Origin of the sequence: Coleofasciculaceae cyanobacterium, from assembly GCA_036703275.1 — a bacterium.
In the GTDB taxonomy this organism is placed as follows: domain Bacteria; phylum Cyanobacteriota; class Cyanobacteriia; order Cyanobacteriales; family Xenococcaceae; genus Waterburya.
On sequence record DATNPK010000096.1, the window covers coordinates 83834 to 109120 of the forward strand.

The 25287-nt window shown below is 39.7% G+C and carries 26 protein-coding genes and 1 pseudogene; 18 read left to right on the top strand and 9 right to left on the bottom strand.

Annotated features, from left to right (window positions below):
• The first annotated feature begins 55 nt into the window (after nucleotides 1-55).
• Entirely contained in the window at nucleotides 56-1810 is a 1755-nt protein-coding gene (locus V6C71_19615; protein ID HEY9770664.1) for a R3H domain-containing nucleic acid-binding protein, read from the top strand.
• A gap of 701 nt (nucleotides 1811-2511) precedes the next feature.
• On the opposite strand, the gene V6C71_19620 is transcribed toward V6C71_19615, so the two are convergent.
• Both V6C71_19620 and V6C71_19625 read right to left on the bottom strand, forming a co-directional pair.
• The gene (locus V6C71_19620) at nucleotides 2512-2799 is read right to left on the bottom strand and encodes a hypothetical protein (protein HEY9770665.1); all 288 of its coding nucleotides are present in this window, start codon (nucleotides 2797-2799) and stop codon (nucleotides 2512-2514) included.
• Nucleotides 2800-2812: 13 nt separating this feature from the next.
• The gene (locus tag V6C71_19625; GenBank protein HEY9770666.1) at nucleotides 2813-3022 is read right to left on the bottom strand and encodes a hypothetical protein; all 210 of its coding nucleotides are present in this window, start codon (nucleotides 3020-3022) and stop codon (nucleotides 2813-2815) included.
• A 375-nt stretch (nucleotides 3023-3397) separates the two neighbouring features.
• Here V6C71_19625 and V6C71_19630 point away from each other — a divergent pair, with 375 nt between their 5' ends.
• Nucleotides 3398-4561 (top strand): GuaB3 family IMP dehydrogenase-related protein, encoded by a 1164-nt coding sequence (locus V6C71_19630; GenBank protein ID HEY9770667.1) that lies wholly within the window; start codon nucleotides 3398-3400, stop codon nucleotides 4559-4561.
• A 76-nt stretch (nucleotides 4562-4637) separates the two neighbouring features.
• Here the strand turns inward: V6C71_19630 and V6C71_19635 are convergent, their stop codons facing one another.
• A complete protein-coding gene (locus tag V6C71_19635) occupies nucleotides 4638-5012 on the bottom strand; it encodes a hypothetical protein (protein ID HEY9770668.1) in 375 nt (124 codons plus the stop codon).
• A gap of 137 nt (nucleotides 5013-5149) precedes the next feature.
• Complete coding sequence (gene murJ / locus V6C71_19640) at nucleotides 5150-6748, bottom strand: murein biosynthesis integral membrane protein MurJ (GenBank protein ID HEY9770669.1); 1599 nt, start codon at nucleotides 6746-6748, stop codon at nucleotides 5150-5152.
• Nucleotides 6749-6828: 80 nt separating this feature from the next.
• Here murJ and V6C71_19645 point away from each other — a divergent pair, with 80 nt between their 5' ends.
• Nucleotides 6829-8124 (top strand): tetratricopeptide repeat protein, encoded by a 1296-nt coding sequence (locus V6C71_19645; protein ID HEY9770670.1) that lies wholly within the window; start codon nucleotides 6829-6831, stop codon nucleotides 8122-8124.
• A 174-nt stretch (nucleotides 8125-8298) separates the two neighbouring features.
• Nucleotides 8299-9018, top strand: a complete 720-nt coding sequence (locus V6C71_19650) for an SIMPL domain-containing protein (protein ID HEY9770671.1) — start codon at nucleotides 8299-8301, stop codon at nucleotides 9016-9018.
• Between the two features lie 653 nt (nucleotides 9019-9671).
• Here the strand turns inward: V6C71_19650 and V6C71_19655 are convergent.
• Together V6C71_19655 and V6C71_19660 are read right to left on the bottom strand one after the other, a co-directional pair.
• Entirely contained in the window at nucleotides 9672-10913 is a 1242-nt protein-coding gene (locus tag V6C71_19655) for a VWA domain-containing protein (GenBank protein HEY9770672.1), read from the bottom strand.
• Between the two features lie 116 nt (nucleotides 10914-11029).
• Nucleotides 11030-13357, bottom strand: coding sequence for a PAS domain S-box protein (locus V6C71_19660; GenBank protein ID HEY9770673.1), 2328 nt, complete (start codon nucleotides 13355-13357; stop codon nucleotides 11030-11032).
• A 293-nt stretch (nucleotides 13358-13650) separates the two neighbouring features.
• Here V6C71_19660 and V6C71_19665 point away from each other — a divergent pair, with 293 nt between their 5' ends.
• The 4 genes from V6C71_19665 to V6C71_19680 all read left to right on the top strand — a co-directional run bounded on the left by V6C71_19665 (nucleotide 13651) and on the right by V6C71_19680 (nucleotide 16053).
• Entirely contained in the window at nucleotides 13651-14400 is a 750-nt protein-coding gene (locus V6C71_19665) for a response regulator transcription factor (protein ID HEY9770674.1), read from the top strand.
• Nucleotides 14401-14483: 83 nt separating this feature from the next.
• On the top strand, nucleotides 14484-15155 hold the full coding sequence (locus V6C71_19670; GenBank protein HEY9770675.1) for a glutathione S-transferase: 672 nt from the start codon (nucleotides 14484-14486) through the stop codon (nucleotides 15153-15155).
• An 80-nt stretch (nucleotides 15156-15235) separates the two neighbouring features.
• On the top strand, nucleotides 15236-15712 hold the full coding sequence (locus tag V6C71_19675) for a DUF2656 domain-containing protein (protein HEY9770676.1): 477 nt from the start codon (nucleotides 15236-15238) through the stop codon (nucleotides 15710-15712).
• 95 nt (nucleotides 15713-15807) lie between these two features.
• Nucleotides 15808-16053, top strand: a complete 246-nt coding sequence (locus V6C71_19680) for a hypothetical protein (GenBank protein HEY9770677.1) — start codon at nucleotides 15808-15810, stop codon at nucleotides 16051-16053.
• A gap of 76 nt (nucleotides 16054-16129) precedes the next feature.
• Here V6C71_19680 and V6C71_19685 read toward each other — a convergent pair whose 3' ends face one another.
• Nucleotides 16130-16258, bottom strand: a complete 129-nt coding sequence (locus V6C71_19685; protein HEY9770678.1) for a hypothetical protein — start codon at nucleotides 16256-16258, stop codon at nucleotides 16130-16132.
• A 122-nt stretch (nucleotides 16259-16380) separates the two neighbouring features.
• Nucleotides 16381-17652, bottom strand: a complete 1272-nt coding sequence (locus V6C71_19690; protein ID HEY9770679.1) for a transposase — start codon at nucleotides 17650-17652, stop codon at nucleotides 16381-16383.
• A gap of 77 nt (nucleotides 17653-17729) precedes the next feature.
• On the opposite strand from V6C71_19690, the gene tnpA reads away from it, so the two are divergent.
• From tnpA to V6C71_19740, 10 genes and pseudogenes are all read left to right on the top strand, one after another.
• The gene (gene tnpA, locus V6C71_19695; GenBank protein ID HEY9770680.1) at nucleotides 17730-18134 is read left to right on the top strand and encodes an IS200/IS605 family transposase; all 405 of its coding nucleotides are present in this window, start codon (nucleotides 17730-17732) and stop codon (nucleotides 18132-18134) included.
• 132 nt (nucleotides 18135-18266) lie between these two features.
• Nucleotides 18267-18824, top strand: a complete 558-nt coding sequence (locus V6C71_19700; protein ID HEY9770681.1) for a phycobiliprotein lyase — start codon at nucleotides 18267-18269, stop codon at nucleotides 18822-18824.
• A 626-nt stretch (nucleotides 18825-19450) separates the two neighbouring features.
• Complete coding sequence (locus tag V6C71_19705; GenBank protein ID HEY9770682.1) at nucleotides 19451-20362, top strand: phycobilisome linker polypeptide; 912 nt, start codon at nucleotides 19451-19453, stop codon at nucleotides 20360-20362.
• Between the two features lie 104 nt (nucleotides 20363-20466).
• The gene (locus V6C71_19710) at nucleotides 20467-21228 is read left to right on the top strand and encodes a phycobilisome rod-core linker polypeptide (GenBank protein ID HEY9770683.1); all 762 of its coding nucleotides are present in this window, start codon (nucleotides 20467-20469) and stop codon (nucleotides 21226-21228) included.
• Between the two features lie 197 nt (nucleotides 21229-21425).
• A pseudogene (locus tag V6C71_19715) lies at nucleotides 21426-21635 on the top strand (phycobilisome rod-core linker polypeptide).
• Between the two features lie 84 nt (nucleotides 21636-21719).
• A complete protein-coding gene (locus V6C71_19720) occupies nucleotides 21720-22034 on the top strand; it encodes a phycobilisome linker polypeptide (GenBank protein HEY9770684.1) in 315 nt (104 codons plus the stop codon).
• Nucleotides 22035-22106: 72 nt separating this feature from the next.
• Complete coding sequence (locus V6C71_19725) at nucleotides 22107-22373, top strand: phycobilisome linker polypeptide (GenBank protein HEY9770685.1); 267 nt, start codon at nucleotides 22107-22109, stop codon at nucleotides 22371-22373.
• Nucleotides 22374-22550: 177 nt separating this feature from the next.
• Nucleotides 22551-23087 (top strand): phycobiliprotein lyase, encoded by a 537-nt coding sequence (locus V6C71_19730; GenBank protein ID HEY9770686.1) that lies wholly within the window; start codon nucleotides 22551-22553, stop codon nucleotides 23085-23087.
• A 313-nt stretch (nucleotides 23088-23400) separates the two neighbouring features.
• The gene (locus V6C71_19735; protein HEY9770687.1) at nucleotides 23401-24012 is read left to right on the top strand and encodes a chromophore lyase CpcT/CpeT; all 612 of its coding nucleotides are present in this window, start codon (nucleotides 23401-23403) and stop codon (nucleotides 24010-24012) included.
• A 112-nt stretch (nucleotides 24013-24124) separates the two neighbouring features.
• Nucleotides 24125-24466, top strand: coding sequence for a CpeR family transcriptional regulator (locus V6C71_19740; protein HEY9770688.1), 342 nt, complete (start codon nucleotides 24125-24127; stop codon nucleotides 24464-24466).
• Nucleotides 24467-24689: 223 nt separating this feature from the next.
• Here the strand turns inward: V6C71_19740 and leuD are convergent, their stop codons facing one another.
• The gene (leuD, locus tag V6C71_19745) at nucleotides 24690-25286 is read right to left on the bottom strand and encodes a 3-isopropylmalate dehydratase small subunit (protein ID HEY9770689.1); all 597 of its coding nucleotides are present in this window, start codon (nucleotides 25284-25286) and stop codon (nucleotides 24690-24692) included.
• Nucleotide 25287: the final 1 nt, after the last annotated feature.

Genomic DNA, 25287 nt, shown 5'->3' on the forward strand with positions numbered 1-25287 from the left:
TTTTTGTTCAATTGTTCGCCCAATTTTTATTTTATTAACCAAATATATTTTTGAAATGCAGTCAGATATAGCTTCTCATCGGATGCAAGTGACCGATAATTTAGATAAGTTACTTACTATTTTTCCTGAATCAATTCGCTCCAAGTTAGACGAACATCTTCAGCCAGACAGTGATAACTTAATTGAACTAGTTTTAGATTTGGGTAGACTACCAGAAGCTCGTTTTAGCGATCGCGTTACTTATATTCGCCAAGAACCCGTAACCAAAGAAGAAATACAGCACTGTATTGAACGAGTAGGAATGTTTAGCAGCGACAACCGCGCTGGGATAGAACGGACGCTACATCGAATTAGTGCTATTCGGAATCGTACTGGAGATATTATCGGCCTGACCTGTCGTATTGGTCGAGCTATTTTCGGTACAATCGTAATGATTCGTGACCTAGTAGAAACAGGGCAATCAATTCTGCTTCTGGGTCGTCCCGGGGTGGGTAAAACTACGGCTTTGAGAGAAATTGCCCGAGTTTTAGCCGATGATTTAGGAAAACGAGTTGTGATTATTGATACTTCCAATGAAATTGCCGGAGATGGGGACGTTCCTCATCCTGCCATTGGTCGCGCCCGTCGAATGCAGGTAGCCCGTCCTGAACTACAGCATCAGGTAATGATTGAGGCGGTAGAAAACCATACGCCTGAAGTAATTGTCATCGATGAAATCGGTACAGAGCTCGAAGCATTAGCAGCCAGAACTATTGCTGAGCGTGGAGTGCAGTTAGTAGGTACGGCTCATGGTAATACTGTGGAAAACTTAATCAAAAACCCGACCTTGTCCGATTTAGTCGGCGGGATTCAAAGCGTTACTTTAGGAGACGACGAAGCTCGACGCAGAAGGACACAGAAGACCGTCTTAGAAAGAAAAGCACCTCCAACCTTTGCGATCGCTGTAGAGATGCTAGAACGGCAACGCTGGGTCGTACACGACGATGTATCAGCTACGATTGATACTCTATTGCGAGGTATTGAGCCACCCGCCCAAGTGCGAACCGTAGACGATAGCGGTGAAGTTTCAATTATTCATGAAGAATCTTCCTCGCCTTTTAAGCCGTTACCTGCGAGAAATACCAACGGGGTTATGCCTTTATATTCTCAAGGTTTAAAAGCCTCGGGAAAAATGGCCCCTGTGTCACTAAGCGGAGGTAAATCAAAACGAGATAGTTCTGACTTTGGCACGATGTTAGAACGTTCTTGGCAGACGAAAGAACCCAACAGTCAAAAACTACGTACTCCTGGTCCTAATGGAGAAGATTGGCCGGTTTATATCTATGCCTATGGTATTGGTCGCTCTCAAATCGATCAGGTGATTGAGGTATTAGATCTGCCGATCGTGTTGACCAAAGATCTAGATGAGGCAGATGCGGTGATAGCATTGCGATCGCAAATCAAGCATCATTCTAAATTACGTAACATTGCCAAAGATCGCCATGTTCCCATTTACACGGTCAAATCTAATACAATTCCCCAGGTTACTCGCATCTTTCGCCAAATTCTTAATCTAGACGATCCTAATATTCCTGAACCAACGGATCTACGTTTGTTTACCAAAGCTGGTAACGATGACGAGATCGAGGCTTTGGAAGAAGCAAGATTAGCCGTAGAGCAAATCGTAATTCCTCAAGGCCAACCTGTAGAGTTACTACCGCGATCGGCAAAAGTAAGAAAAATGCAGCATGAATTGATCGAACATTACCGTTTACAGTCTGATAGCTTTGGAGACGAACCAAACCGTCGTCTCCGAATTTATCCAGCCTAAAAGCTTTAAAGATTATAAAGACGGTTTGATTGTTAATCTTAAATTAATGGTGCATCGAGTACTTAATGATAAATTGGCGCCCTGCCATCTTGGCTGATTTATCATTAAGTACAGCATTTAGATCAAAGGCTATGGCACAAAAAAAAATGATGCAGCCTGCCCTTGTCCGATAATCTACAAATTCGGCGATCGTACTAAAGTGTACCCGATCGGGGTCTAGAAGCATTGAAATACTCAGCTTATATTAACAGTGTACATCTGATATGGCGAAGTCTATCACTGACACATCGCCAAAATGCTTAAGTTTAGAAAAAAAATGAGACAAGATGCAATCTTTGGACCATTCTTTGCCACAATCTTTCTGACATTAGTGGTTTGGGTATATATGTACATCCGTCGGATAAGTTTTATTAGCAGTAAAAAGATTCACTCACAAGACTTGAGCGCAAGTAAACTAGCACAAATTTCTCCCCCAAACGTATCCAATCCATCCGATAATCTGAAAAACCTGTTCGAGATTCCGATACTTTTCTATGCACTCGTACTGTATCTCTTTGTTACAAAGCAGGTGGATACAGTATATGTGAATGCTGCATGGATTTTCGTGGTATTTCGCGTATTGCACAGTGCTGTCCATTGTACATTCAATCTCGTCATGCTTCGATTCTACCTATACCTATTCGCAACCCTGGCTATGTGGTTCATCGCCATTCGCGCAGCTTTTTTTCATTTCGGCTGGTGGATGCTTTAAGTAAGATTTTTCTTACTCCTTGAATAAATACATTAAAACTAGGCGATTTATTGTTTTCTAAATTTAAATGTTGAGATATAGCTCTAGAACCACTAATTTTTTGATAGTCTGTGGCAATCTTTTTAAATTCTTGTTTTGGATTTAAAATTTGGTAAGGAATTATTTTAGGTAATAAATTTTCAAGTGTCTCTTTCATAGAAGGTTCTTCTAATAAAAAAACTAGCTCATAATTATTCATTATTGACCAACGGTCACAGCAGCGCGACAACGCGGTCTTGGGGGTTTCCCCGCAGAGGCGAAGCCTCAGATCGTCGTCTTCGACGACTGGCGACGCTACTGCGTCGCGCAGCGATTGTCGTAAGAAGGCTCCGTCGTTTTATATGCCCTAAAGGACGACGCGAAGCTAGTCCTTTAGGACGGCGGAGTAATCTGTGACTTCCCCAAATAATTCCTGTTTCCAAAGATAACCAGGCTTGTCTCGTTTAACCAAATTTTTTAATAATTTATTATCACAAGCACAATAAATTTGAGTCATTCCTTCTTTTTTTTCTAACCAATAAATATTTTCTAGCTCGACTGCATTAAGAAAATCAGGAGAATGAGTAGTTACAAATACTTGCCCTTCTTGCTCAGTAAGCTCAACGGGGTAGAACCCCGCAACGCTTCTTCGCGCTTCTTTTGTATATGATGCGAATTTTTCACTTCAAAAGGTAAAATCTCAATTAATTCACACACAATCTAATCAGATATTATAAGCTTTTAGTTTTCGATCGTGTTCAAAGATGGATAAAATTTGATAGCCTAAGCTAATAAGCTTTGGGAACGAATCAAGCAGCGTGGAAATATCAATTGGTCGCGGAAAACAGGCTCGTAGAGCCTATGGATTTGACGAAATAGCACTTTCTCCTGGAGTGCGTACTTTAGACCCTAGTCTGGCAAATACTACCTGGCAAATTGGCGGAATCGACCGCGAAATACCGATCCTAGCTAGTGCAATGGATGGCGTGGTTGATGTCAAAATGGCAGTTTTACTATCACAGTTGGGTTCGATTGGCGTATTGAACCTAGAAGGGATACAAACTCGATATGAAGACCCCGAACCAATTTTAAGTAAAATTGAGTCGGTGGGAAATGATGATTTTGTTGGATTGATGCAGCAACTTTATGCAGAGTCAATAAAACCAGAACTAATAACGAAAAGAATTCAAGAAATCAAAAGCCAAGATGCGATCGCCGCAGTCAGCTTAACTCCTGCAGGAGCAAGTAAGTACGGCAAAATAGTCGCAGAAGCAGGAGCAGATCTTCTCTTTATTCAAGCTACGGTAGTGTCTAGCGATCATTTATCTCCGGAGGCGATCGCGCCTCTAGATTTAGCTGCTTTTTGCCAGGAAATGCCAATGCCTGTAGTATTAGGCAACTGCGTAACCTACGAAGTCGCTCTCAAGCTAATGAAAGCTGGTGCTGCGGCAGTATTAGTGGGAATTGGGCCTGGTGCTGCCTGTACTTCTCGTGGAGTTTTGGGGGTAGGTGTTCCTCAGGCGACTGCTACTGCTGACTGTAGTGCTGCGCGAGATGATTATTATGCTGAAACGGGTAAATATGTGCCGGTGATTTCTGATGGCGGTATTGTTACTGGAGGAGATATTTGTAAATGTTTAGCCTGTGGTGCTGATGCCGTGATGATTGGCTCACCGATCGCCCGTGCTGCTGAAGCCCCTGGAGGAGATTTTCACTGGGGAATGGCAACTCCTAGCCCTGTATTGCCCCGTGGGACTCGGATTAAGGTAGGAACGACAGGAACTATCAAAGAGATCTTAGTCGGCCCTGCCAAACTCGACGACGGGACACATAACCTGCTTGGTGCAATCAAAACCAGCATGGGAACTTTGGGAGCAAAAGACCTCAAGGAAATGCAGCAGGTAGATGTAGTCATTGCCCCTTCGCTGTTAACAGAGGGGAAAGTTTACCAAAAAGCCCAACAGCTAGGGATGGGCAAGTAACAAAGAGATGAGTAAAAAAGGAAAAGCGATCGCGCCGCAATTTTCTTCTTTACTAGGGAACAAAACCGTCTACGAACTATTGAGCGTAGGCGGGAATTTGCAGATCGATCTGAGTTTGAGGAGTCACCTCAATTAAAGGACTGGTCAAGCCAGTATTATTAACGTCGCCCCCGCCAACATAATAATCACTTTGGTTAATCTGCTGTTGGGGGTCTGAACCTACTCCAACTTGAGTTGTAGTGCCGACTGCTGCATTACCCAAACAATTACCATCACTAGCTGTATTGACTGTGTTTTGCTGATTGGCGGGAATGGCTGAACTATGTAGAGCCACCTGAGTCGTGGCATCAACTATTGCACAAGCACCAGCGCCAGGAGTTGCGGTAGGTAATAAGGGTAGCAGCGCAGCTAAGGAAAACAAACTTAAGGCAGATAATTTAATTTTTTTCATTTTGACATCAGGACGTTTAATAGATTTTTGGTTCTAATGATTATTTTTCCCTTAAACGTCTTAATACGTAAGCTGTAGTCTTTATATGCAGTTTTGTACAGCGACTTTAGCTAAAAACGCTTCTGGCATTCCCATCTTTATTTACCAAACTTTTGTTTAATTCTACTGGTCAACATATTTAATTCAGGCAATCTTAGCTGTGTGGCAATCAAACCAAAAATGGCGATCGCTACTGCACTAGAAATACTTAATTTAATCAGTATCAGTAACAAATTGTCATTGCCGATTGTTTTTTCTAAGCCTTGACTTACACCATAACTAGCTAACCCAGCGACAGCAGTAGCTACAAATAAACCCGTAAGATCTTGACTCCATTGCACTAAAGGCAAACCATTTAAGCGTCGGTTCAAGATCCAGACAAAGAGGATTACGGAAATAATATTTACTCCCACAGTTGCCATAATCAACCCTGGCGCACCAAAAGTTTCAATCAACAAGTAATCCAGGATGGCATTGATCAAAATATTGATGATGCTGATTTTAAAAGGTGTTGTGCCGTCGCCCAAGGCATAAAATACTCTCAATAAAACATCTCTGCTCATATAAAAAAACATTCCGAAGCCATAAACTACTAGCAAAGAAGCCACAAATTGAGAATTTTCAAAGCTGAATTGACCACGCTCGAAAGCCAGTCGAACAATAGGTAAAGCCAGGGACATAAAAATTGCCGTAAAGGGCAACATAGTCAGCGCACTGAGAAATATTCCTTGACGTATTCTTAGTTTTAATTCTGGCCAATTTTCAGGTGCAGTTAATCGAGAAAATACTGGATAAAAGGGAACTAAAATAGCATTGGAAATAATCCCCAAAGGAGTAATAAAAATAAAGGTGGCATTTTGAATGGCAGCAGCAGCACCAGCTATACCTGAAACAAAAAACTGGTCAACGTTTAAATTTACATATAGCATCCCCGATGAAAGTGTGGCAGGAATCATGACGCTAAATATTTCCCTAACTCCTGGGGTATTCCAGTTGAACCTTAGCTTGAGTGTTCCCATCCCTGCTCGCCACTGCACAATCAATTGAGCCAGCCACTGGAGGATTGCTCCCCCTAAGGTTGCCCCTGCCAAAACAATTGCACCGAGCTGAAAATATGGAGGGGTATTTAACTGCTCGCCAAATTTGCCTAAAACTACTGCTATCCCTGTAGTAATTACTACACTAGAAAATAAAGGACTGATACTAGGTAGTAAATAACTATCTGCTGCATTGAGAGTACCAAACCCAATGCCAATTAATCCTGCCAGTAGCGTCATAGGAGCCATAATTCGTAGCTGTATAATGGCAATTCTTTTGACTTCTGGAGCTAATTCTGGTCCTAATATGCCGATTAAATTGCTGGCAAAAATCATAATCAGTATTGTGGCCAATAGCAGCAAAATACTGGTCAAAGTAGAAACCGTTTCGACAATTACTGGTGCTTCCGACTTATCTTTTTTGGCTAATATACTAACTAAAGCACTATGAAAAGGACCGTTGATGCCACCTATTAAAACAAACAAAAAGCCAGGTATAGTATAAGCATAGGCGTAGGCGTTTTTTACTGGACCAAGCCCAAAAGCTGCCGAAACTACTAATTCACGAGCAAATCCAAACAGTTTACTGACTAAAGTGGCGATCGCCACTAATTTAGCGATACTGCCGACAGAAGGAGATGATTTTTTATTTACAGTCACAGTATACAGATATTAGGAATGGAGTCCGATATATTATACGGTTGTCAGATAAAGCCGATCTTAATTAGTCTTGATTTCCCATGAGCAAATTAGAACGTCCTTACCTCAAACTAATCGATATTTTACTCAGCAATCCTCAAGAGCAAGAAGTAAACATTTTGAATGCTCATCCTGAGTTAGTCAATCAGGAGTTTATTAGCTGTTTGATGTCCGTGGGAGAAAATTTAAGACGCTCAGGGGATATTGGTGCTGCCGAACGTTTAATTAATTTGGCAGGTAAGTTACTCCAGTCAGACAAAACCCATACTTTTCCTAATCGTCGCCAAGAGTATTTTGAGTTTTTAATGATTTTGCTGCAAAAAATATCGGATCGCCTTCAACCAGACAAAGTGTATGCTCTAATTCGCGAAAATCAAGATAAGCTCGATCACAATACCACTAAAATTCTTAAATACTGGGCAAACGAGACTATTTTGTCGGTAGAGCCGAACCAGGGAAAAGCGATCGCCAATGATTTAATCAATTTCGGTAATGTAATCAGTGCCTATCCCGCAGGAGATAAATCTAATAACGTTGAATTGGCAATTGTGGCATATGAAGCAGCTTTAAAAGCCTATCCGCCAACTGCCTTTCCCCAAGATTGGGCGATGATTCAGTCTAATTTGGGTAATGCTTGGCGCGATCGCGTTTTAGGTAGTCGTCAAGAAAACATCGAACAGGCAATTGCTACCTATCAGCTATCATTAGAGGTAATTACTCAGGAGAAATATCCTTATATCTGGGGCAACACTCAGCGCAACTTAGGTATTGCTTACACTTATCAAGTTAAAGGCGATCGCGCCAGGAATATCGAACGGGCGATCGCTTGTTACAACCGAGCCTTATCAGTTCACAATCTAGAAGATTATCCTCAAGATTGGGCAGCCTCCCACAACAATTTAGGAGACATCTATCCTAACCGCATAGTAGGAGATAAAGCTGAGAATATCGAAACTGCAATTAATCATTTAGAACAGGCTTTGACAATCTATACCCTTGTCGATAATCCTCATCGTTGGGCAATGTTGCAGAATAATTTAGGCAATGCTTTTCAATCCCGCATTAAGGGAAATAAAAACAACAACATCGAACGCTCGATCTCTCATTACGAAAACGCCCTCTCAATTCATACTCTAGAGAAATTTCCCTACAACTGGGCAATGTTGAATAATAATCTGGGCGGTGCTTATTGTCATCGGGTAAAAGACGACGCAGAAGAGAATAAACAACGGGCGATCGCATTTCTCAATAAAGCCTTACTCGTCTACACTCAAGATCGCTTTCCCCGCCAATGGGCAGAAATTCAGCATAATATTCAAAACATTATTAAGAATTAGAATCTAGCTTATAATCTAGCTCTTTAATTTTGCTAAACAATAGCCATAATTACTCTTTCGGTAATAAAAATAATTATCGAGGAAATTTTGCTGATTAACTTTGGCAACTAAAAGTAACTTAATTCAGTCAATAACTGGGTTAAAACATTTAGTTAAATCGCCAACAATTGGAAAATGAATCGTTCTATATCTTATCAACGTTTGGGAATTGCTTTATCTATCTTTAGCCTTGTAGGTTTTATTTTGACTAAACCAGCTATGAGTGCAGAAGAATTGTTATCAACCTTGCAAGTCACTGGACAAGGAAGCAAAAAAATTCCCACAACCTTAACGCAAATAGAACTAGGAGTCGAAGTTACTGGAAAAACAGCAATAGAAGTACAGGAACAAATTGCTCAAAGGACATCATCCGTAGTGGATTTTCTTAACTCTCGCAATGTTGAACAATTGCAAACCACTGGCGTTCAGCTACAGGCAACTTATGACTATAGTAATAATCAAAACAATATATCAGGTTATATTGGCACGAATACAGTAAGTTTTCGCCTCGAAACAGATCGAGTGGGCGATATATTGGATCAAACAGTGAAAGCTGGAGCAACTCGGATTAATGGGGTGAGTTTTACTGCCACTGATGCAGCTATTTCTGCCGCACAAAAGGAATCGCTGCAACAAGCAACTTTAGATGCCCAGGCTTTAGCAAATACTGTCTTGAAAACCCTCAACCTTACTGCAAAAGAGATTGTTAATATTCAAATTAATCAAGCTAGTATTCCTCAACCGATGTTTATTCAAGCCGAGCTAGCTAATAAAGCGAGTGCCGACGTTAGCACGCCAATTATAGGTGGAGATCAGACTGTCGATGCTTCCGTTACTCTGCAAATTAGCTATTAATTTGAATTATAGCGTTACGTTTTTAGGTTATGACATCAGTTTTATGTAGGGGCGAGCAATTGTTCGCCCTTACAATCGTAGTTTTAATAGCAGCAACCAAATTTAATGTTTAGTTAAACAAAGTTGTATAAACAAACGTTTCTTTTATGAGCGTATAGTAACAAAGGTCAGATATTATTAATTACATAAATTAAAAGCCTATTAAAAGCTGTATTTTGTAAATAACACTCGATCCCCAAGTGCTTTTTGTAATTTTGCTGGTTTTTAATTTAGGTTGTTGTCTATAGCTACCATTGTAAAACTCAGAAAAATAAAGACTATGAAAGCTTCTTCAGATTTAGGACAATCAATTACACTAGCAGTACTTTTAGCTATAAGCAGCATAGGTGTCATCTTATTGATGTCATTTGTAGGTGGTTAGATAGATAGAGATTTGAACACTATTCTATTTAAAATGAGTCAAATCCAGAAAAAATCTCAGTTTGTTTTGTTTTGTAGCTAAAGTTTTGGAAAAAAGGCTTTAGCTTTTACTACGTTAATTAATAAATTTAATCTTGATAAAAGCTCGGGAAAACTTTATTAACTATTAACATTAATTAGGTTAACAATTACATAGCCAAACTCACAGACTTTTATTTTTCGCCCCTGAAAGTTTATTCTTGCAGAACTGTTTTAGAAACTAGGCGAGTTTTTTTACGATCGCCTTGGGATAAGTCTTTACCAATTTGCAGACGAGTAGCATTGGTTTGTAATATCGTTGCGCCTTGCTTATCTCCAAGCTTTAGAGCAGTTTTAGCAGCGGTTTGCAACATATTGGCTGCGCCAGTGCGATCGCCATTTTTTAATTTAGTCTCAGCAATTTGGGTTTGACGATATTTAGCCAAGGTTAAAATATGATTTTGGACGCGATCGCTAAGTTTTGCCTGATATAAATTCTGAGCTTCTAGTTCAATTGCCAGAACATGCGAATGCAGGTTTTCCTGATTTGTTCCAGGATCGTCATAGCGTAGTTGAGCAGCAGCAATTTTGTGTTTGCCTGGGGACAATTGATTAATATATAAATTAATTAAAATCACTCGTGGTCGATCTATCATTAAATCTCCCAAACGAACGCTAAAGTAGTTACCCTCTAACTGAATTGGTAATTCAATAGTTTCAGGACCAACTTGAGCCACGGGCTTTAATTCTGCGAGGCGGACTTTGGGCATTAACTCTACAGTAAGTGTGCTATTAGTCAAACCCACGGACTGAGCGCGAGCCAAAAGCCGCACAAACTCCGATAGTGCTTGCTCAGGCTGTTCTATATATGCCAGAGTTCCTTGTGCCGCATCAGAAATCTGCTCTAAAACATCCTGATTCCAGTGTTCCCCAAAACCTAAAGTATCAATAGTGACGTTATATTCCGCAGCCAATTCTGCTATCTTGAGACAGCGATGATTATCACCGTGTTCATTTTCCCCATCGGTCAGTAAAAAAATGCGAGATACACAGTGTTGATTGTTGGCAGCAACTTCTTTGAGCCCCAAACGCAATCCTTCATCAATTGCAGTTCCACCTTCAGCAACCATCAGCCTAATTTTTTGCTTGATTGGCTTAATATTGGTAACTGCCTGATTTGGCACAATTACACTAGCTCGATGATCGAAAGCAACCACGCTAATGCGATCGCCTGGCTTAAGCTTTTCAATAATGCTAATTGCTGCTTCTTTCACCATCTCTAAGGGTTGTTCTGACATAGAGCCACTGCGATCTAAAATCAGACAGAGATTTAAGGGCAACTCCCTAACTCGGTCATCGGGAACGGCCAATATCGCCAAGGATAGTTGACGTTGACTGTTATTTATTTGAGCATCAACATTAGTATCGCTTAGGTCAAACTGTAAACCAACTCTCATAGCTGTTAGGAAATATAAAACTTATAACTCTATGATATTGGTTCTATTTGCTTTGGGTGTCTGTTGTATATCTTATGTAATAGCTATTGGTTATTTAATATTTAAGAACAATGGAGTTAACTGCTCTGTTTGAGCCAGGTAAAACAGAAAGTTGCACCATCCCCTAACTTGGAATCGATCGTAATTTGACCCCCCTGATTTTCCACTGCTTTTTTGACTATTGCTAAACCAATTCCCGTATTTTCTTTGGTATCTCTAGATTCTAAAGTCTGAAACATTGTAAAAATTCTGTCGTGGTATTTAGGATCGATACCTTTTCCGTTATCGGCTACGACAAACTGATAATGATCTGCTCGTTCTATTGCAGAGATGGTAATTTTACCAGCAAGAGAATTGCTGTGTTTAATGGCGTTAGTGATCAAATTATTAAACACTTGCTGTAAAGGGACTGCATCGGTAATAAAAGTGGGCATTTCTTCCTGAATTTCAACTTGAAAATGTTCGGGAAGATCCAGTAAATCCATAATGTCCGTCAGCATTTTACCGACTGACACCTCTTGCAAATCAGATTTTAGTCTGCCAACGCGAGAATAAGCCAGCAGAGCGTTGATGAGGTTTTCGAGGCGATGAACTCTACCCCGCAACAGGTTCATGTTGTACTTGGTTTCTTGCTCCATCTTATCTGCTAAATCTTCTTCAATCCATTGGGAAAGATTAGCGATCGCCCTAAGCGGGGCTTTAAGATCGTGAGAAGTAACGTAGGCAAACTGATCTAACTCTTGGTTGCGTTGTTCTAGCTGGGCGGTACGCTGTTTAACCCTGGCTTCTAATTCTTGGTTTAGTCTGGCAACTTCCTGTTCAGCTTTCTTTCTTTCGGTAATATCTTGTACTGCCACCACCGCACCTAATTTAACTCCGTTACCGTCAATAATTGGGCTGCCGTTGGTGCTAAGAATACGGGGTTTACCTTGTTGGGGAATTACCATTAGTTCGACATTAGTAAATGATTCTCCTGAAAAGGCTCTAGACAAAGGAATATCTTCCTGCTTAAGATGATGCTTGCCTTCAACGTCATAAAGGTTATAGTGTTGCGCCCACTTATCCGCAAGTATAGCTGGCTGAGGAAATCCGTAAAGCTTAATCATAGCTTGATTGAATAATACCAAATTGCCATCGCGATCGCAGGCAACAATACCATCGGAAAGATTATTAAGTAAGGTTTTGATAAATACTCTTTCTCGATCTAATTCTGCTTCTGCCTCTTTACGTTCAGTAATGTCTCTCATCGCCACAATTGCCCCCATGTTTTCGCCCTGACGATCGATAATTGGATTGCCGTTAGCGAGTAAGGTACGGGGTTTGCCTTTTTTGGGGATAATCTTCATTTCGACATCGCGAACAAATTCTCCTGTCAAAGCCCGAAATAGGGGAATATCTTCTTGAGACATTTTGGTTTGACCATCAGGCAAATAGAGATTGTAGTATTCTGCCCACTCTGACGCAGGTATAGCTGACTCAGGCAGTCCATGGAACTCTCTAGTAGCTCGATTAAACAGGGTTATTACTCCATGGCGATCGCACGATACAATGCCATCAGATAGGTTATCTAGTAATGCCTGTAAAAATTGCTTGTCTCGATCTAATTCTATTTCCGCTTGTTTGCGAGCGTTAATATTAAGACTAGTACCGATTAAGCGAGATATATGTCCTGCTTCATCTTTAATCGGATTGAGATTAGTCAACCACCAGGTATCTCGATCCTGAAAAGGCAGACATTCTTCATAGGTAATAGCTGTTGCTGCCTGAAGACATTCTGTATAACGTCGCTCAACTGCTGCTGTGGCTTCAGGAGACATAACTTGTGCGGGGGTTTTCCCTACTACATCGCTTATTCCTGTTAACTCGATCGCCGCAGGATTAAACCCTTGATAGCAAAACGTGCCATCCAATTCGACTTTAATCACGAAAATCGCTTCTTGAACACTATCGTAGATGGTGCGCAGAAATTCTTCTTGTTGGCGAATAATGGCTTTTTGCTGTTCTAGTTCAGCAATTTTGGCTTTTAGCTGTTGATTAATATTATTTACTTGGGTTGGTGAAGGTAAGGTAAGAATTTCGGGGATTTTGATCGTTAAAGCGAGCGCTGTTGCACAGGAAACTAACGCCGTCAATAATTTGATCCAACTTGATAGCCAGTAGTTTGGATGCCACAGCGTCCAAATATCAATAGTATGACCAGTACCACAAAATAAGATAAACGCAGCAAATAACCAAAATATGCCGTTAAAAGGAATATCCTCACGTTTACGTAGTATGTAAATTAAAGTTATCGGAATAGAAAAATAGGCTAAAGCAATTGCCCCATTGCTCACTAAATGTAAACCGACTAACCAGGGTTTCCATAAATAGCACATTCCATGAGGCATAAAAGAAAAAATTGCCATTCCAACTATCACCAAAATATTGCTTAATTATCCCTCGGTTGAAAATATTGTTTAATAATATGTATTTTCAGACATACAATTGTAACCAATGAAATTATTAGCAGTAATCTATCTTAAGGTAGATGATTATAATAGATTTAACTCAACAATTGGCAAAAAATGATTCGAGTTGATTTTCGGCTTGCATTAAGATATACATCTCGCGAATGATGGAATGAATAATCAAATGTAAGTAAAGTCTTAAAAGATAGATAATTATTTAGATAAACTATAGAGAATTTATCTTTAAAATAATGAGCAAAATCAACGTCGTTTTAATTGAAGATCACGATCTAAGCCGAATTGGTCTATGTGCTGCACTAAAGCAATATCAGGACATAGAGATTGTGGATAACGCTGCCAATGGGAACGATGGATTGAAAAAAATTAAAACTCATCAGCCAGATGTTGCCCTGGTTGATATTGGTTTACCTGATATTGACGGCATTGAGGTTACTCAGAAATTAAGGAGCTATCAGCTAGAAAATCCTGGTTTTGAGACTAAGGTTTTGATGCTTACCATGCACGATAGCGAAGATTCGGTAATTGCTGCTTTTGCTGCCGGAGCCGATTCTTATAGTCTCAAGGACGTTAGTATGGATAATCTGGTTCAGGCAATTCGTAACACCCATGAAGGGAATGCCTGGATCGATCCAGCGATCGCGCGTATTGTTCTCAAACAGGCTCAAAACACCAAAGCGGTTGCTGCGGCAAGTAGGTCGGATGTTGCAGCTACTGCTCAGCAAAATGAAGAAGATACTCAAGCAATTACTGCCGTAGCAGGTGAATATCAGCAGTTGATTGAAACTTACCCGTTAACCGACCGAGAACTTGAAGTTTTAGAGTTAATTGTGGCTGGCTGTAGTAATGCAGAAATAGCTAAAAAGCTTTATATAACTGTAGGAACTGTTAAAACTCACGTTTGCCATATTTTGAATAAATTATGTGCCGATGATCGCACTCAAGCTGCGGTCAGAGCCTTGAGAGCAGGATTAGTCAAATAAGCCAATTTTGCTAAACGTAGGCAAGTTTTGACTCTTAAGTAAAGTTTTGTAAATTGCTAAGATAAATAGCTCAAAAAAATAATTTGACGATTACTGTCCACCATTTGAACGATTCTCGCTCTGGGCGCATACTTTGGCTGTTGGAGGAACTTGGTTTAGAATACCAAGTCAAGCGTTACGAACGTGATCGAGAAACCCTGTTAGCACCTGCGTCATTGCGCGAGGTTCATGCATTGGGTAAATCTCCCGTTATTACCGACGAAGAACTGACCCTAGCCGAATCTGGTGCGATCGTAGAATATTTAGTCGATCGCTATGGCAATGGACGGCTAGCCCCTGTAGCAGGAACTTCAGAGCGGTTGCGCTATACTTACTGGCTGCACTATGCAGAAGGATCGGCAATGCCACCATTAGTAATGCAGCTAATTTTTAATCAAATTGAGCAAAAAATAACGCCTTTTCTCTTACAACCAATTGTTAAACTCATCACAGGACGAGTCAAAAGTACGTTTATCGAGCCGCAAATTGCCCAACACCTGGATTATTTGGCAGCGGAACTTGAAAAGAACACCTGGTTTGTTGGCAACGAATTCACCGCAGCCGATATTCAACTGAGCTTTCCCTTAGAAGCCGCTGTTTCTTACGCCAATTTAGATGCGAGTCGTCCGCAACTCATGGCTTTTTTGGAGCGCATCCACGCACGCTCGGCTTACCAACGAGCCTTAGAACGTGGCGGTGCTTATAATCTTAGCTAGGACTAATAGTTAGATAGAGATTATGTTCCAGGCTCTGATATGTTTATAAATAGACTTTCATCTGGAAAAAATTTAATCCTGTGAGCGATAAATCTACGGGGAGAATGTTACTCTCACACAACTTTAATTTACGAAATAATGAGCTTCCTGCGCTGGAGCGTGAAAAATTTGCTCAGGTATTTATCGATGGACTTAAAGAACAAGGCAACATTAAATGTAGCTATATCAAAAATCCTCATTGGGTAGTAGAGATTATTTTTCCCACAGCTGAATTTGAGCCTCAAGAAATTGGTCAGATGTGCGGCGATATTTTAATCGAGCGCCGAAAAAGTCAACAACCTGAATCTAAGTTAGCGACAGATACTTTGATTTTAGGCGGTAGAAAAACCACTCCCGCCACTACTATGTCGCCAACGTCTCTACAAATAGGAGAATGGGGAGTAGATATAGTAGAAACGCTGCAAGCCGACGTTTTTCTTAAGGAAATAGCTTGGGAAAAAATGTCCGGCGACAAACGCAGCGACGGCATTTTTAAAATTGAATTTTATCAAGATTAAAAGCTAAAGGCTTAATATTGTCTGATAATTTTTGCTTACAATATATCCTACTTTTTATGCTACTATTTTAGAGATAAGATAATCAGCTGTTTAAAATGGCAAAGATATCGATTTATATAGATGATGAACTGCTTGAAGAATTAGATAGTTTGGTAGAGAGCAGTGAATACATAATCAAGCGTAATCGAAGTGCATTATGTAGTTATTTAATTGAGCAAGAAGCTATCAGACAAAAACGGCAAAAAATGTTAGAAGCTGCTCAAGCAGTAGATGAATTGGGTTTGGGCTGGAGTAAGGAGGAGCAAAATTGCGCGATTGTCGATGCGGAAGTATCTAGTTAGTCAATTTTGAACCCTCGGTTGGTACTGAAATTAAAAAAACTAGACCTGCTTTAATTATATCTTCTACAGACTTTAATCAAGTTAGAGCTAAAGTTACTTTGCTGCCTATATCCTCTACAGTTATAAGAAACAAGAAAATTGCTCCCGTAGTTGTTAGAGCGATCGCTACTTTAGAAAATGGATTAAATAATGAAAGTACGATCATCGCTATCGAACCCAGCACCTTTGATAAGCGGAGATTAATTAAATACTTGGGTCAGTTAGAAAGCAGCTATTTTAAAAAGGTTAAATCAATACTCAAGTTCTATCTGGTTGACGCTCTCTGCTCTAAAGAAACAGAGATTCTTTTACAGCACTGCTAAGATTAGAGGACTTACACCAAAATCTCAACCGCCTGGGCATCGTCAAAACGCCTCTAGCAAAACCACGAGGATCGAAATCGAACTCGTATTGCTTTGCGACTTTTCTTGCTATTCCAATACTTGCGTTAATATCAGCATTAAACTCAATTCCTAAAGCAGAACGGTATAGACCTCGTTTTACTCTACGACCTGACGGTTTCCATCCAACGGGTTTTTCACCGAATACGGGAATGGTGTCTAAGTCTAAGCTTGAAGCTTTCGAGGTATAACTTTCCTCCGTTTCAATATACCGAATACCATGCACATTACATAGTTGTTCAATTCTGATTTTAACCCTGGCTGTGGGAACTTGAACAAATTTTTGATTGTTCTTTTTACCCATATTAGAGTTTTGTTTTTGTCCTTTGTTCCACCCCATAACAACGGTTCCAATATTGTTATCTAGACAGTGCCCGATGACGAGCTTGGCAGCTTTGCTTACTGCATCGCGCATCTGTCGATTACGTTTAGTGGTTACTCTGTCTAAAAGAGCGCACCAAAAATCTTGAGACTTACCTTTTTTGATTGCGCTTACCCGCTTGTTATACCATTGGTTTACAGATTTAAGATGCTTGCCATCAACAATAAAACTAGTGTTGACATTAGATATACAACTCAACCAGTTATCCAGACCGTGATCGATTGAAAGTACATTATCTCGATCAAGTTTCTGTATTTTGACTGACTCAGACTTAGTTACCCAAACGGCATCAAAATAACCAGCACGAGGTACTATTGATAGTTCCTTGACTGCGTTCCAATCTAAGTTAGATGGGAACGGAACAAACGTCTCGGACAATCCAAACCAAGCCTTACAAGTTTTACCTAAAGGCACTCTAACGCCTTTATCCGTTAATTTGAGCCATCTCTTAGGGTAGCTAATTTGAAACAATCCACGCTTGCGATATTTTGGTAATTTTGGTTTGTTAGACAATTCTCCTTGGCGATACAATCCTAGCAACTCACGGTAACCTTTAAACGCTTCTCCCACAGAAATACAGGTTTGCTGTGCAGCAGAAGTATACAAGGCTTTCATATGCGGGTTGGCTTTCATTTGACTAGCAAGCCAAAATTTATTGGCATACTTACCAGTTTTAAAGTAAATCTGTCTAGCTAGATAAGTCGTACAATTATACAGCTTGTTTGACTCGCTACATAAATACTGTAATACTGCCGACAACTCATTATTATCAGGCAATCTGTTAACTTGTGCATTGTATAATTTAGCCATAAAGTAATGATATCATGATTGTTGATAAACAAATAGCCATCAACATGAGAAAAAAGTCTTTGGGTTATCGTCATGATAGTCACAGATTAGGACTTGCTACAGTTCATTTAGTCTGGATACCTAAGCGAAGAAAAAAGGTATTAACAGGAAATATAAGATTACGTTTAGCTGAAATTTTTCAGTCGGTAGCATCAGATAAAAAATGGTTTATCCGCTCATTAGAGATTGCGCCAGATCATTTGCATCTTTTGGTTGAGTATGACGCTACCCACTCAATTGCTGAAGTTGCCAGAGCATTCAAAGGTAGATCCAGTAGACTCTTACGACAAGAATTTTCAAGTCTTTTAAAATTACCTTCTTTATGGAGCAAGTCTTATTTCTATGAAACAACGGGTAAAATAAGTACAGCCAAGATCAAAGCTTATATTGACGACCCACATCACTGGTGAGTATATTTCACTCTCCGGCTAAAGCCATGTTTCGGTTTTTCCGCCCCGTCGCTTTTAGCGCGGGGTTACCAAATTACGTACTTCATATGTAACACATTTAATAAATTGATTTTATACAGAGTTAGGGGAATTATGAACACTTCCGTATTTGAACAATTTTTTCAAGACTGCGTTGGTAATTGGCAATCCGATCGCACTTATCATTATTTGACTTACAAAGAAATAGAGCGATCGCAAACTACTTTTGAAGTTCAACCTCTAACTAGCCAACAAAAAGCTAAAGTATTATCTGATAATGCTTACAACCAGCTAGATAACCTAGATCGTCTACCTGGATTTAATTTGGGTTTTTATACTATTTCTGAAAAAGGAGAAGAGGTTAGACAAAATCTGAATCTAATGTTTGTGCCTGAGTCTGAAAATGATTCAATCTTAGAAGGCGACTATTTACGCGATCGCGCTTACGAAGAAGCCAGACCAATTGTTTCCCACTTTCGCTTTGACTCCAATACTAGAGAATTATTGATGACGACGAACTATACCCGCATAGTTTCGGTTGACTCAATTACATTGACAAATCCGACTTTACGGATTCGTCAAATTTTAAACTATGAAAAACCGCCTGCTGGACAACCGCTACAAAATGTTCTCTTAGCAGGATTTGGGGTAGAACAAAAAGTATTAGGTTAATCTGCGATCGCTGTAACTTAACAATCATTTACATAATTCTCATTAAGTTTTACAAAAGTTGATAGTAACGGTTCAAGCAGCATTGTATAAATAGACTGTAAATGACTGTCTTATTCTTAATTAGGTAAGGCTTGGTTTCATTTATTATGGGTGTTACGTAAGATCGATTTATATTTCGTCTAACTTAAGACCAGACTGGATCGAACACCTTTTTAACAAACTGCACTGTTATATTTTTAATAAATAGTGCATTGATATAAGGGTTGTAACGATTTCTATCAACAGAAATTAACCCGCAAGATTAATTAAACATTGGCTGAGAGGAGTTTTTAATCTGGAGTATTTGTTGGGCAGTAAAATTTCAAAGTACTGAATCTCTTACTGCATGGCATTTACTTTGATTTTAAAATTTTCCACCGTGGCAAGCGATCGCCTTGAGTAATATTTTTACTCTAGTTCAATGTTGCTTGTCTAGTTTGTCTATTTACATAAAACTCAGCTGTCAAATAATGTTTGGAGTAATGCAGGTGGTAATCTGAAGAGTTTTCTCTAAGATTGGCTAAATCCGCATATTTTCACGCCATACATAAAAGATGAAAATTTTATTTCTCAAGGGAGATTATTAAATGGCTTTTGGCTCATTTGGTCCAGCATCACAATTGGGTGTTGCCCTATATGAAGATACTCCTCCAATTGAATACGTACCAGGGTGTTCAGAAGAAGAGTTACAAACAATTATTCGTGCTGTATACAAGCAGGTTTTGGGTAATGCTTACATCATGGAAAGTGAGAGAGCAGAGATACCAGAATCTCAATTTAAACAGGGAAACTTAAGCGTACGTGAATTTGTCCGTGCCATTGGTAAATCTGACTTATATCGTTCACGCTTTTTTGATACCTGCCCTCGCTATCGTTATACAGAGCTAAACTTCAAGCATTTCTTAGGTCGCGCTCCTAACGATTACGATGATATGAAAGCTCATAGTGCGATTTTAGACGAAGAAGGTTTTGAAGCTGATATTGATTCCTATCTTGATAGCGATGAATATCAAAATGCTTATGGCGACTACTTTGTACCTTATCATCGTGGATATAAGAGTCAGCCTGGTCAAACGATGGTGGAATTTACTCATATGTTTGCCCTAATGCCTGGTGCTGCGGGAAGCGATCTCAAAGGTAGTTTGTCAGGTAAAAAGCCTGTATTGAACAAAAACGTTATTTTAGAGACTCCGATATCTGTAGTTGCTCCTTCTGGGGGAACTGCTGGTGATGGTTGGTCTTTCCAAGAGCCTGCTTTGTCGGCTCGTACCCGTCAAGGTGCTGGTGCTGGTGAAAACGGCAAGGTTTATCGTATTGAAGTAACTGGTTATCAGGCAGCGGGAGTAAGAGATAGAGTTGGCAGATTTCCTGCTAATAGTTTCTCCAAATTCCGTCGCAGCAATAAAGTATATCTAGTACCTTACGAGCAGCTATCTCAAGAATATCAGCGAATTCATAAGCAAGGTGGAAAAATAGCTAGTATTACCCCAGTTAATTAAAACTAGCTCGCCATAGCAAAATTTGGGGGCAGGAAACCCAGAGGATTTTCTGTTCTCAATCCGTAATCTCAAATAATAAATAAATACTGATTCAAGAGAAAGTCATGACCGCTTTATTAGATACACCAGTGGAAGTTCGTTTGAATGGCACTGCTGATGATAAAGCGCTCACAATTCGGGCAGTATACAAGCAAGTACTCGGCAATCCTCACATCATGGAAAGTGAGCATTTAGTTAGTGCCGAATCTCAATTTTGTAATGGTAGCTTGAGCTTGAGAGAGTTTGTCCGCGCCGTCGCTAAATCTAAATTTTATCGCGATCGCTATTTTGAAACCTGTGCGCCCTATCGCTTTGTCGAGCTAAATTTCAAGCACCTTTTGGGACGCGCGCCTCTAGATCAGGCAGAACTGTCAGAGGATATTCGCCGTTGCATTGAAGAAGGTTACGACGCTGAAATTGATTCTTATGTCGATAGCGTTGAATATTCCGAAAAATTTGGGGAAAATATTGTTCCTTTTTATACTGCAGCAACTAGCCAAGTTGGTCAAAAACAAGTTAACTATAATCGCACTTTAACTTTACTTAAGGGTGTAGCTGGAGTTGATAGCGCTACTAAACAATCCCGTTTAGTCGATAGCGTTGCGACTAATAGTGCTACTGCTGCCAAGTCTCCTTCTACCAGCGGACGCATTTCTCCTCAAGACGCTACTGCCAAACGGTTTAAAATTGTCGTCAAAGGGGTAAAATTCGACAGTCCTCGCCGAGTCAGCACCAGTGAGTATATTGTTCTTAGCAAGCGCATGAGTCCTCAGATTCAGCGAATTCAGCGCAGAGGAAAAATTGTCAGTATTAGCGAACTCACCTAATTTCAATAACTCAAATTAATTTAAATTCAGGAGAAATTGATTATGTCACTATGGATAACAGACTTGCAGCCGACTGAGCTGAGAGAACGCAAAGCAGACGAGGATTTTAATCTTATCATTCGTACCGCCTATAAAAAGTTTTAGGGAATGCTTATTTATTAGACTGCGATCGCCTAGAAACTGCTGAATCTCTATTTAGAAATGGCGATCTTACCGTACGCGGTTTTGTCCGTGCGATCGGTCAATCTGAACTATATCGTTCGCTATTTTTTGAGAATTTTTCTCAATACCGCTTTATCGAAATGAACTGTAAGCACTTTTTGGGACGCGCGCCTCTAGATCAGGCAGAAATCTCCCAGCACGTGCAAATCTATAACAACCTTGGTTACGAAGCTGAGATTGACTCATATATTGATAGCGAAGAGTACAACAATGCTTTTGGGGAAAATATTGTTCCTTGTCCCCGTACCGAAAGCAATCAGCGCACCTTGATGAATGTAGGCTTTAATCGTACCTACGCTCTGTATCGTGGTTACGCTAGCAGCGATACTACTACCAATAAAGCCAAGCTAATCTCAGATTTAGCAGCTAATAAACCTACTCCCATTGTTTTTCCTAGCAAAAGCTCTGGTAGAACTCCAGGTGTTAACAACAAGCGTTTCCGCATTAAGGCAACTAAAGCCAGCATTGGTTCTTTAAATCGTTTTAGCAACCAAACTTACAATGTTGACTACGAACAGCTAAACGCCAAAATCAAGAATCTACAGCGTACGGGAGCGAAGATACTCAGTATCACTGAGCTCTAAGTTAACAGCTCAATCAAATATCTTGGAGGCGAATTTATCCTCGCCTTCTATCTAAAATTTGGAGGATATAATATGACAGGAATGATTAATACTGGAGATAACAATATTAGCGGGTACGGTAGTCGTACTGTTGCTATTGAAGTTACAGGAGTGTGTCGTCAAGAATTAACGCGTACTAGTAACTATACAGTTAAAGTTCCCTACAGTCGGATGTCTCAAACCATCCAAAATATTAACCGCCTGGGAGGAAAAGTAGCTAATATTTCCTTAAATAAAACTACTCTTGTCGCTTCCACTGAAGATCCTGAACAAGAAGTACCTAAGCGTTCTAATGGCTAAAAAAATCGCAGTCGCAAATGATTTGAATTAAATAAGCGGTTTAATCAGCAGATTGAGGATTACTATCTAGCAGCGGATAACCTAGCTGCTAGGATTTAAAAAACTCATGCTTAACATTTAGCCGTTAGGTAATAAAATAATCTAAACTTTTTTATAGACATTTTGACCTCAAAATTCATGAATATTGATGAATTTGTCGAACGTTCTTTGGGTAAATGGCGATCGCAGCGCAGCGCACACCATTTAGCTTTTCATCACTTTGAAGAAGTAACTTCTCAGATTGAAATCCTCCCTTTAGAAAATAATGACGAAAGGGTAATCGCACTTTGCAAAGCCAATCAGGTAGATCCTCATTTGGTTACTAGTCCTTTTTATATGACTTGGTTAGGAGAATCAGATTGGGACGAAGATGAGGTGCTTTCGGGTTCAACGGTGTTAGTTCCTTTACCAGATCTAGACAACCCAGCTTTAGGGCAACTATTGAGAGAACAGGGATATGCTGAAACTGTTCCTGCGGTTGGTCAGTATCAGCTAGTAGAAGACGGTTCGTTTATTCTGAATACTAAGTACGAAAGAGCAACAGCAGAGGAAAAAATTTGGTTTGCCACAGAAAACTTGCGTTTTCGTGTTTCTTTAATTAAAACAGGAGACGGAAAGGGAGTTACTACGGCTTCGTTTTCTTCGGAGATTCGATCGCTTAATTTAAATGAATAAATTAACAGTTGTCTAATATATTTTTAGTAAACAACTTAGTAAACAGCGTAGTAAACAGCGATCGCTTAGATTTAAAAGTTTAACGTGTCAACTTTTTGTCTAACCTAAATAACTGTCTTCAAGTAATGCACCACATCGCTTTTGTGGGGGTAAAGCATTTATCTGATTGCTCTTGAAAAATTAAGCCCTCAATAAAATTAATAAAATTAGCGATATTCCTCATGCTTTCTTGATTAATTTTAAGCAGGATGACGCTTGAAAAAACCTGGCATAATTATTTCCTTTTTTAAAAAAAATTTATCAATACGAGACAATGTTGACTCAAGAACATTATTCAGCACAAGATAATAACCTTCTTAATGAGCTAGCCAGACTGATGGCAGGAGATTTTTCTAATCGTCAACAGTCTGATGCCGATCCCAAAAACTATGCCCATATTCGGATTTTTTTTCGCCCCTTACCTTGGGAATTTTTCTCAGGTATTGGCTTTTATTCTGAACAAGTTTATGACTACGATCTTTGGACACCTTATCGTCAAGGGGTTCATCGTCTAATAGATCGAGGCGATCGCATTTATATTGAAAACTATAGTCTTAAAGAGGCTGAGAACTATGCGGGTTCTGGTCATAATCGCGATATTTTACTGACAATTCCCTCAGATGGTATTGAACGTCGTTACAACTGTTCTATGGTGTTTCGCAAAGAAGGCAATATGTTTCACGGTAGCGTTGAGCCTGGCAACAAATGCTTAATCCATCGCAAAGGGGTTCAAACCTATTTAGTAAGCAATGTAGAGCTGAACGAAACCACCTGGATTAGCTGGGATAGAGGCATGGATTTAAATAATCACCAGCAAATTTGGGGATCGGCAGTAGGACCACTAAAATTTGCTAAAAGAGCCAGTTTTGCTGAGGAATTACCTTAAATGAATTGATTCAACTCTAAGCTGATAACCAAATCTCAATTCAAGCACCTTTGCTAAGTTAAGCCTTTACCTGGTTAGCTTGTTGTAATAAATATAAATTAAACCAATAAAAATGATTAATACGTCGGAGCTAACAGCTAAAAGTATGTTACCACCAGCGGCTCGCAGAAAAATGCAGGCCTGGATTAGAAGCCGTCATCTGATTTGTTCAGGTCACTTTTTCATTTTTGAAACGTTAGAATATTCTACGATTGAAAGCTTTGAAGAATGCGTCAAAGGGTTAGGTGGAAGTTTTATTTCTGTTGAACCAATACGCAAAGTGTGGATCGGAAATCATCGCCAAGTAATTTTATATCAAGCCAAAGCTAGTTTACTCACTCCTCATCATGAACTAAAACAATACTGGATTAAATACGGTGGCTTCTATACTAGGTTTGATGAACGATCTTGTTGAGATAGTTAAAGAATTTACTACAGCTTTATTCAGCTAATTAAAAATATTATTAATTAATTGTTTACTGGTTTTTGACTCTCATTTGCCTTGCTTTTTTCGCTCTCCAAGCATTACCTTTTTTCAACTGTTCCCACTTCATGTTTTGAACATCAATAGCCAACAGTTAATTAAACCACAAATATTTATACCTACAATATTTATATTGAAAAGATCGATAAAAACATTAAACACTTTGCCAGTTAATATAAGGCAATTTGCTGGCTGTGGCTTTAATACTTTCCTCGTTGCTAATCAACTCTCCACAATTGTCCCAAGTTCCCTCAACAAACATCTGTCTCGGACCTTCGTTCATCTGAACTGGTATAGATAAGCGATCGCTTTTCAAGGACATCGCTTCTAAATCCACAGTTAGATCTACTTCGGAATTTTCGTTAATTAAAGCCTGTATCTGTTCAATTTCTTCTGGAGAGGCAATGACACAGGGAACACCAATTGCCACACAGTTGCCAAAAAAGATCTCCGCAAAACTTTGACCGACAATCGCCTTAATGCCCCATTTAGATAAGGCTTGAGGAGCGTGTTCGCGAGATGAACCACAGCCAAAATTATTATTGACTACCAGAATATTTGCACCCTGATATTGAGGTTGATCGAAAGGATGTTGCCCAGCAGTTTGTGCGCGATCGTCTTCAAAAGCGTGTTCTCCTAATCCATCAAAGGTAACGCAACGAAGAAAGCGGGCGGGAATAATGCGATCTGTATCAATATCATCTCCCACAACTGCGATCGCTTTACCCGATATTTTTCTAACTTCACTCATA

Excerpts from the sequence above, each read along its gene's own strand:
- V6C71_19615 (HEY9770664.1), top strand. The coding sequence starts at position 56 with ATGCAGTCAGATATAGCTTCTCATCGGATGCAAGTGACCGATAATTTA.
- V6C71_19620 (HEY9770665.1), bottom strand. The coding sequence starts at position 2,799 with ATGAATAATTATGAGCTAGTTTTTTTATTAGAAGAACCTTCTATGAAA.
- V6C71_19635 (HEY9770668.1), bottom strand. The coding sequence starts at position 5,012 with ATGAAAAAAATTAAATTATCTGCCTTAAGTTTGTTTTCCTTAGCTGCG.
- V6C71_19645 (HEY9770670.1), top strand. The coding sequence starts at position 6,829 with ATGAGCAAATTAGAACGTCCTTACCTCAAACTAATCGATATTTTACTC.
- V6C71_19650 (HEY9770671.1), top strand. The coding sequence starts at position 8,299 with ATGAATCGTTCTATATCTTATCAACGTTTGGGAATTGCTTTATCTATC.
- V6C71_19655 (HEY9770672.1), bottom strand. The coding sequence starts at position 10,913 with ATGAGAGTTGGTTTACAGTTTGACCTAAGCGATACTAATGTTGATGCT.
- V6C71_19660 (HEY9770673.1), bottom strand. The coding sequence starts at position 13,357 with ATGGCAATTTTTTCTTTTATGCCTCATGGAATGTGCTATTTATGGAAA.
- V6C71_19665 (HEY9770674.1), top strand. The coding sequence starts at position 13,651 with ATGAGCAAAATCAACGTCGTTTTAATTGAAGATCACGATCTAAGCCGA.
- V6C71_19680 (HEY9770677.1), top strand. The coding sequence starts at position 15,808 with ATGGCAAAGATATCGATTTATATAGATGATGAACTGCTTGAAGAATTA.
- V6C71_19685 (HEY9770678.1), bottom strand. The coding sequence starts at position 16,258 with ATGATCGTACTTTCATTATTTAATCCATTTTCTAAAGTAGCGATCGCT.
- tnpA (HEY9770680.1), top strand. The coding sequence starts at position 17,730 with ATGAGAAAAAAGTCTTTGGGTTATCGTCATGATAGTCACAGATTAGGA.
- V6C71_19700 (HEY9770681.1), top strand. The coding sequence starts at position 18,267 with ATGAACACTTCCGTATTTGAACAATTTTTTCAAGACTGCGTTGGTAAT.
- V6C71_19705 (HEY9770682.1), top strand. The coding sequence starts at position 19,451 with ATGGCTTTTGGCTCATTTGGTCCAGCATCACAATTGGGTGTTGCCCTA.
- V6C71_19710 (HEY9770683.1), top strand. The coding sequence starts at position 20,467 with ATGACCGCTTTATTAGATACACCAGTGGAAGTTCGTTTGAATGGCACT.
- V6C71_19720 (HEY9770684.1), top strand. The coding sequence starts at position 21,720 with ATGAATGTAGGCTTTAATCGTACCTACGCTCTGTATCGTGGTTACGCT.
- V6C71_19725 (HEY9770685.1), top strand. The coding sequence starts at position 22,107 with ATGACAGGAATGATTAATACTGGAGATAACAATATTAGCGGGTACGGT.
- V6C71_19730 (HEY9770686.1), top strand. The coding sequence starts at position 22,551 with ATGAATATTGATGAATTTGTCGAACGTTCTTTGGGTAAATGGCGATCG.
- V6C71_19735 (HEY9770687.1), top strand. The coding sequence starts at position 23,401 with ATGTTGACTCAAGAACATTATTCAGCACAAGATAATAACCTTCTTAAT.
- V6C71_19740 (HEY9770688.1), top strand. The coding sequence starts at position 24,125 with ATGATTAATACGTCGGAGCTAACAGCTAAAAGTATGTTACCACCAGCG.
- leuD (HEY9770689.1), bottom strand. The coding sequence starts at position 25,286 with ATGAGTGAAGTTAGAAAAATATCGGGTAAAGCGATCGCAGTTGTGGGA.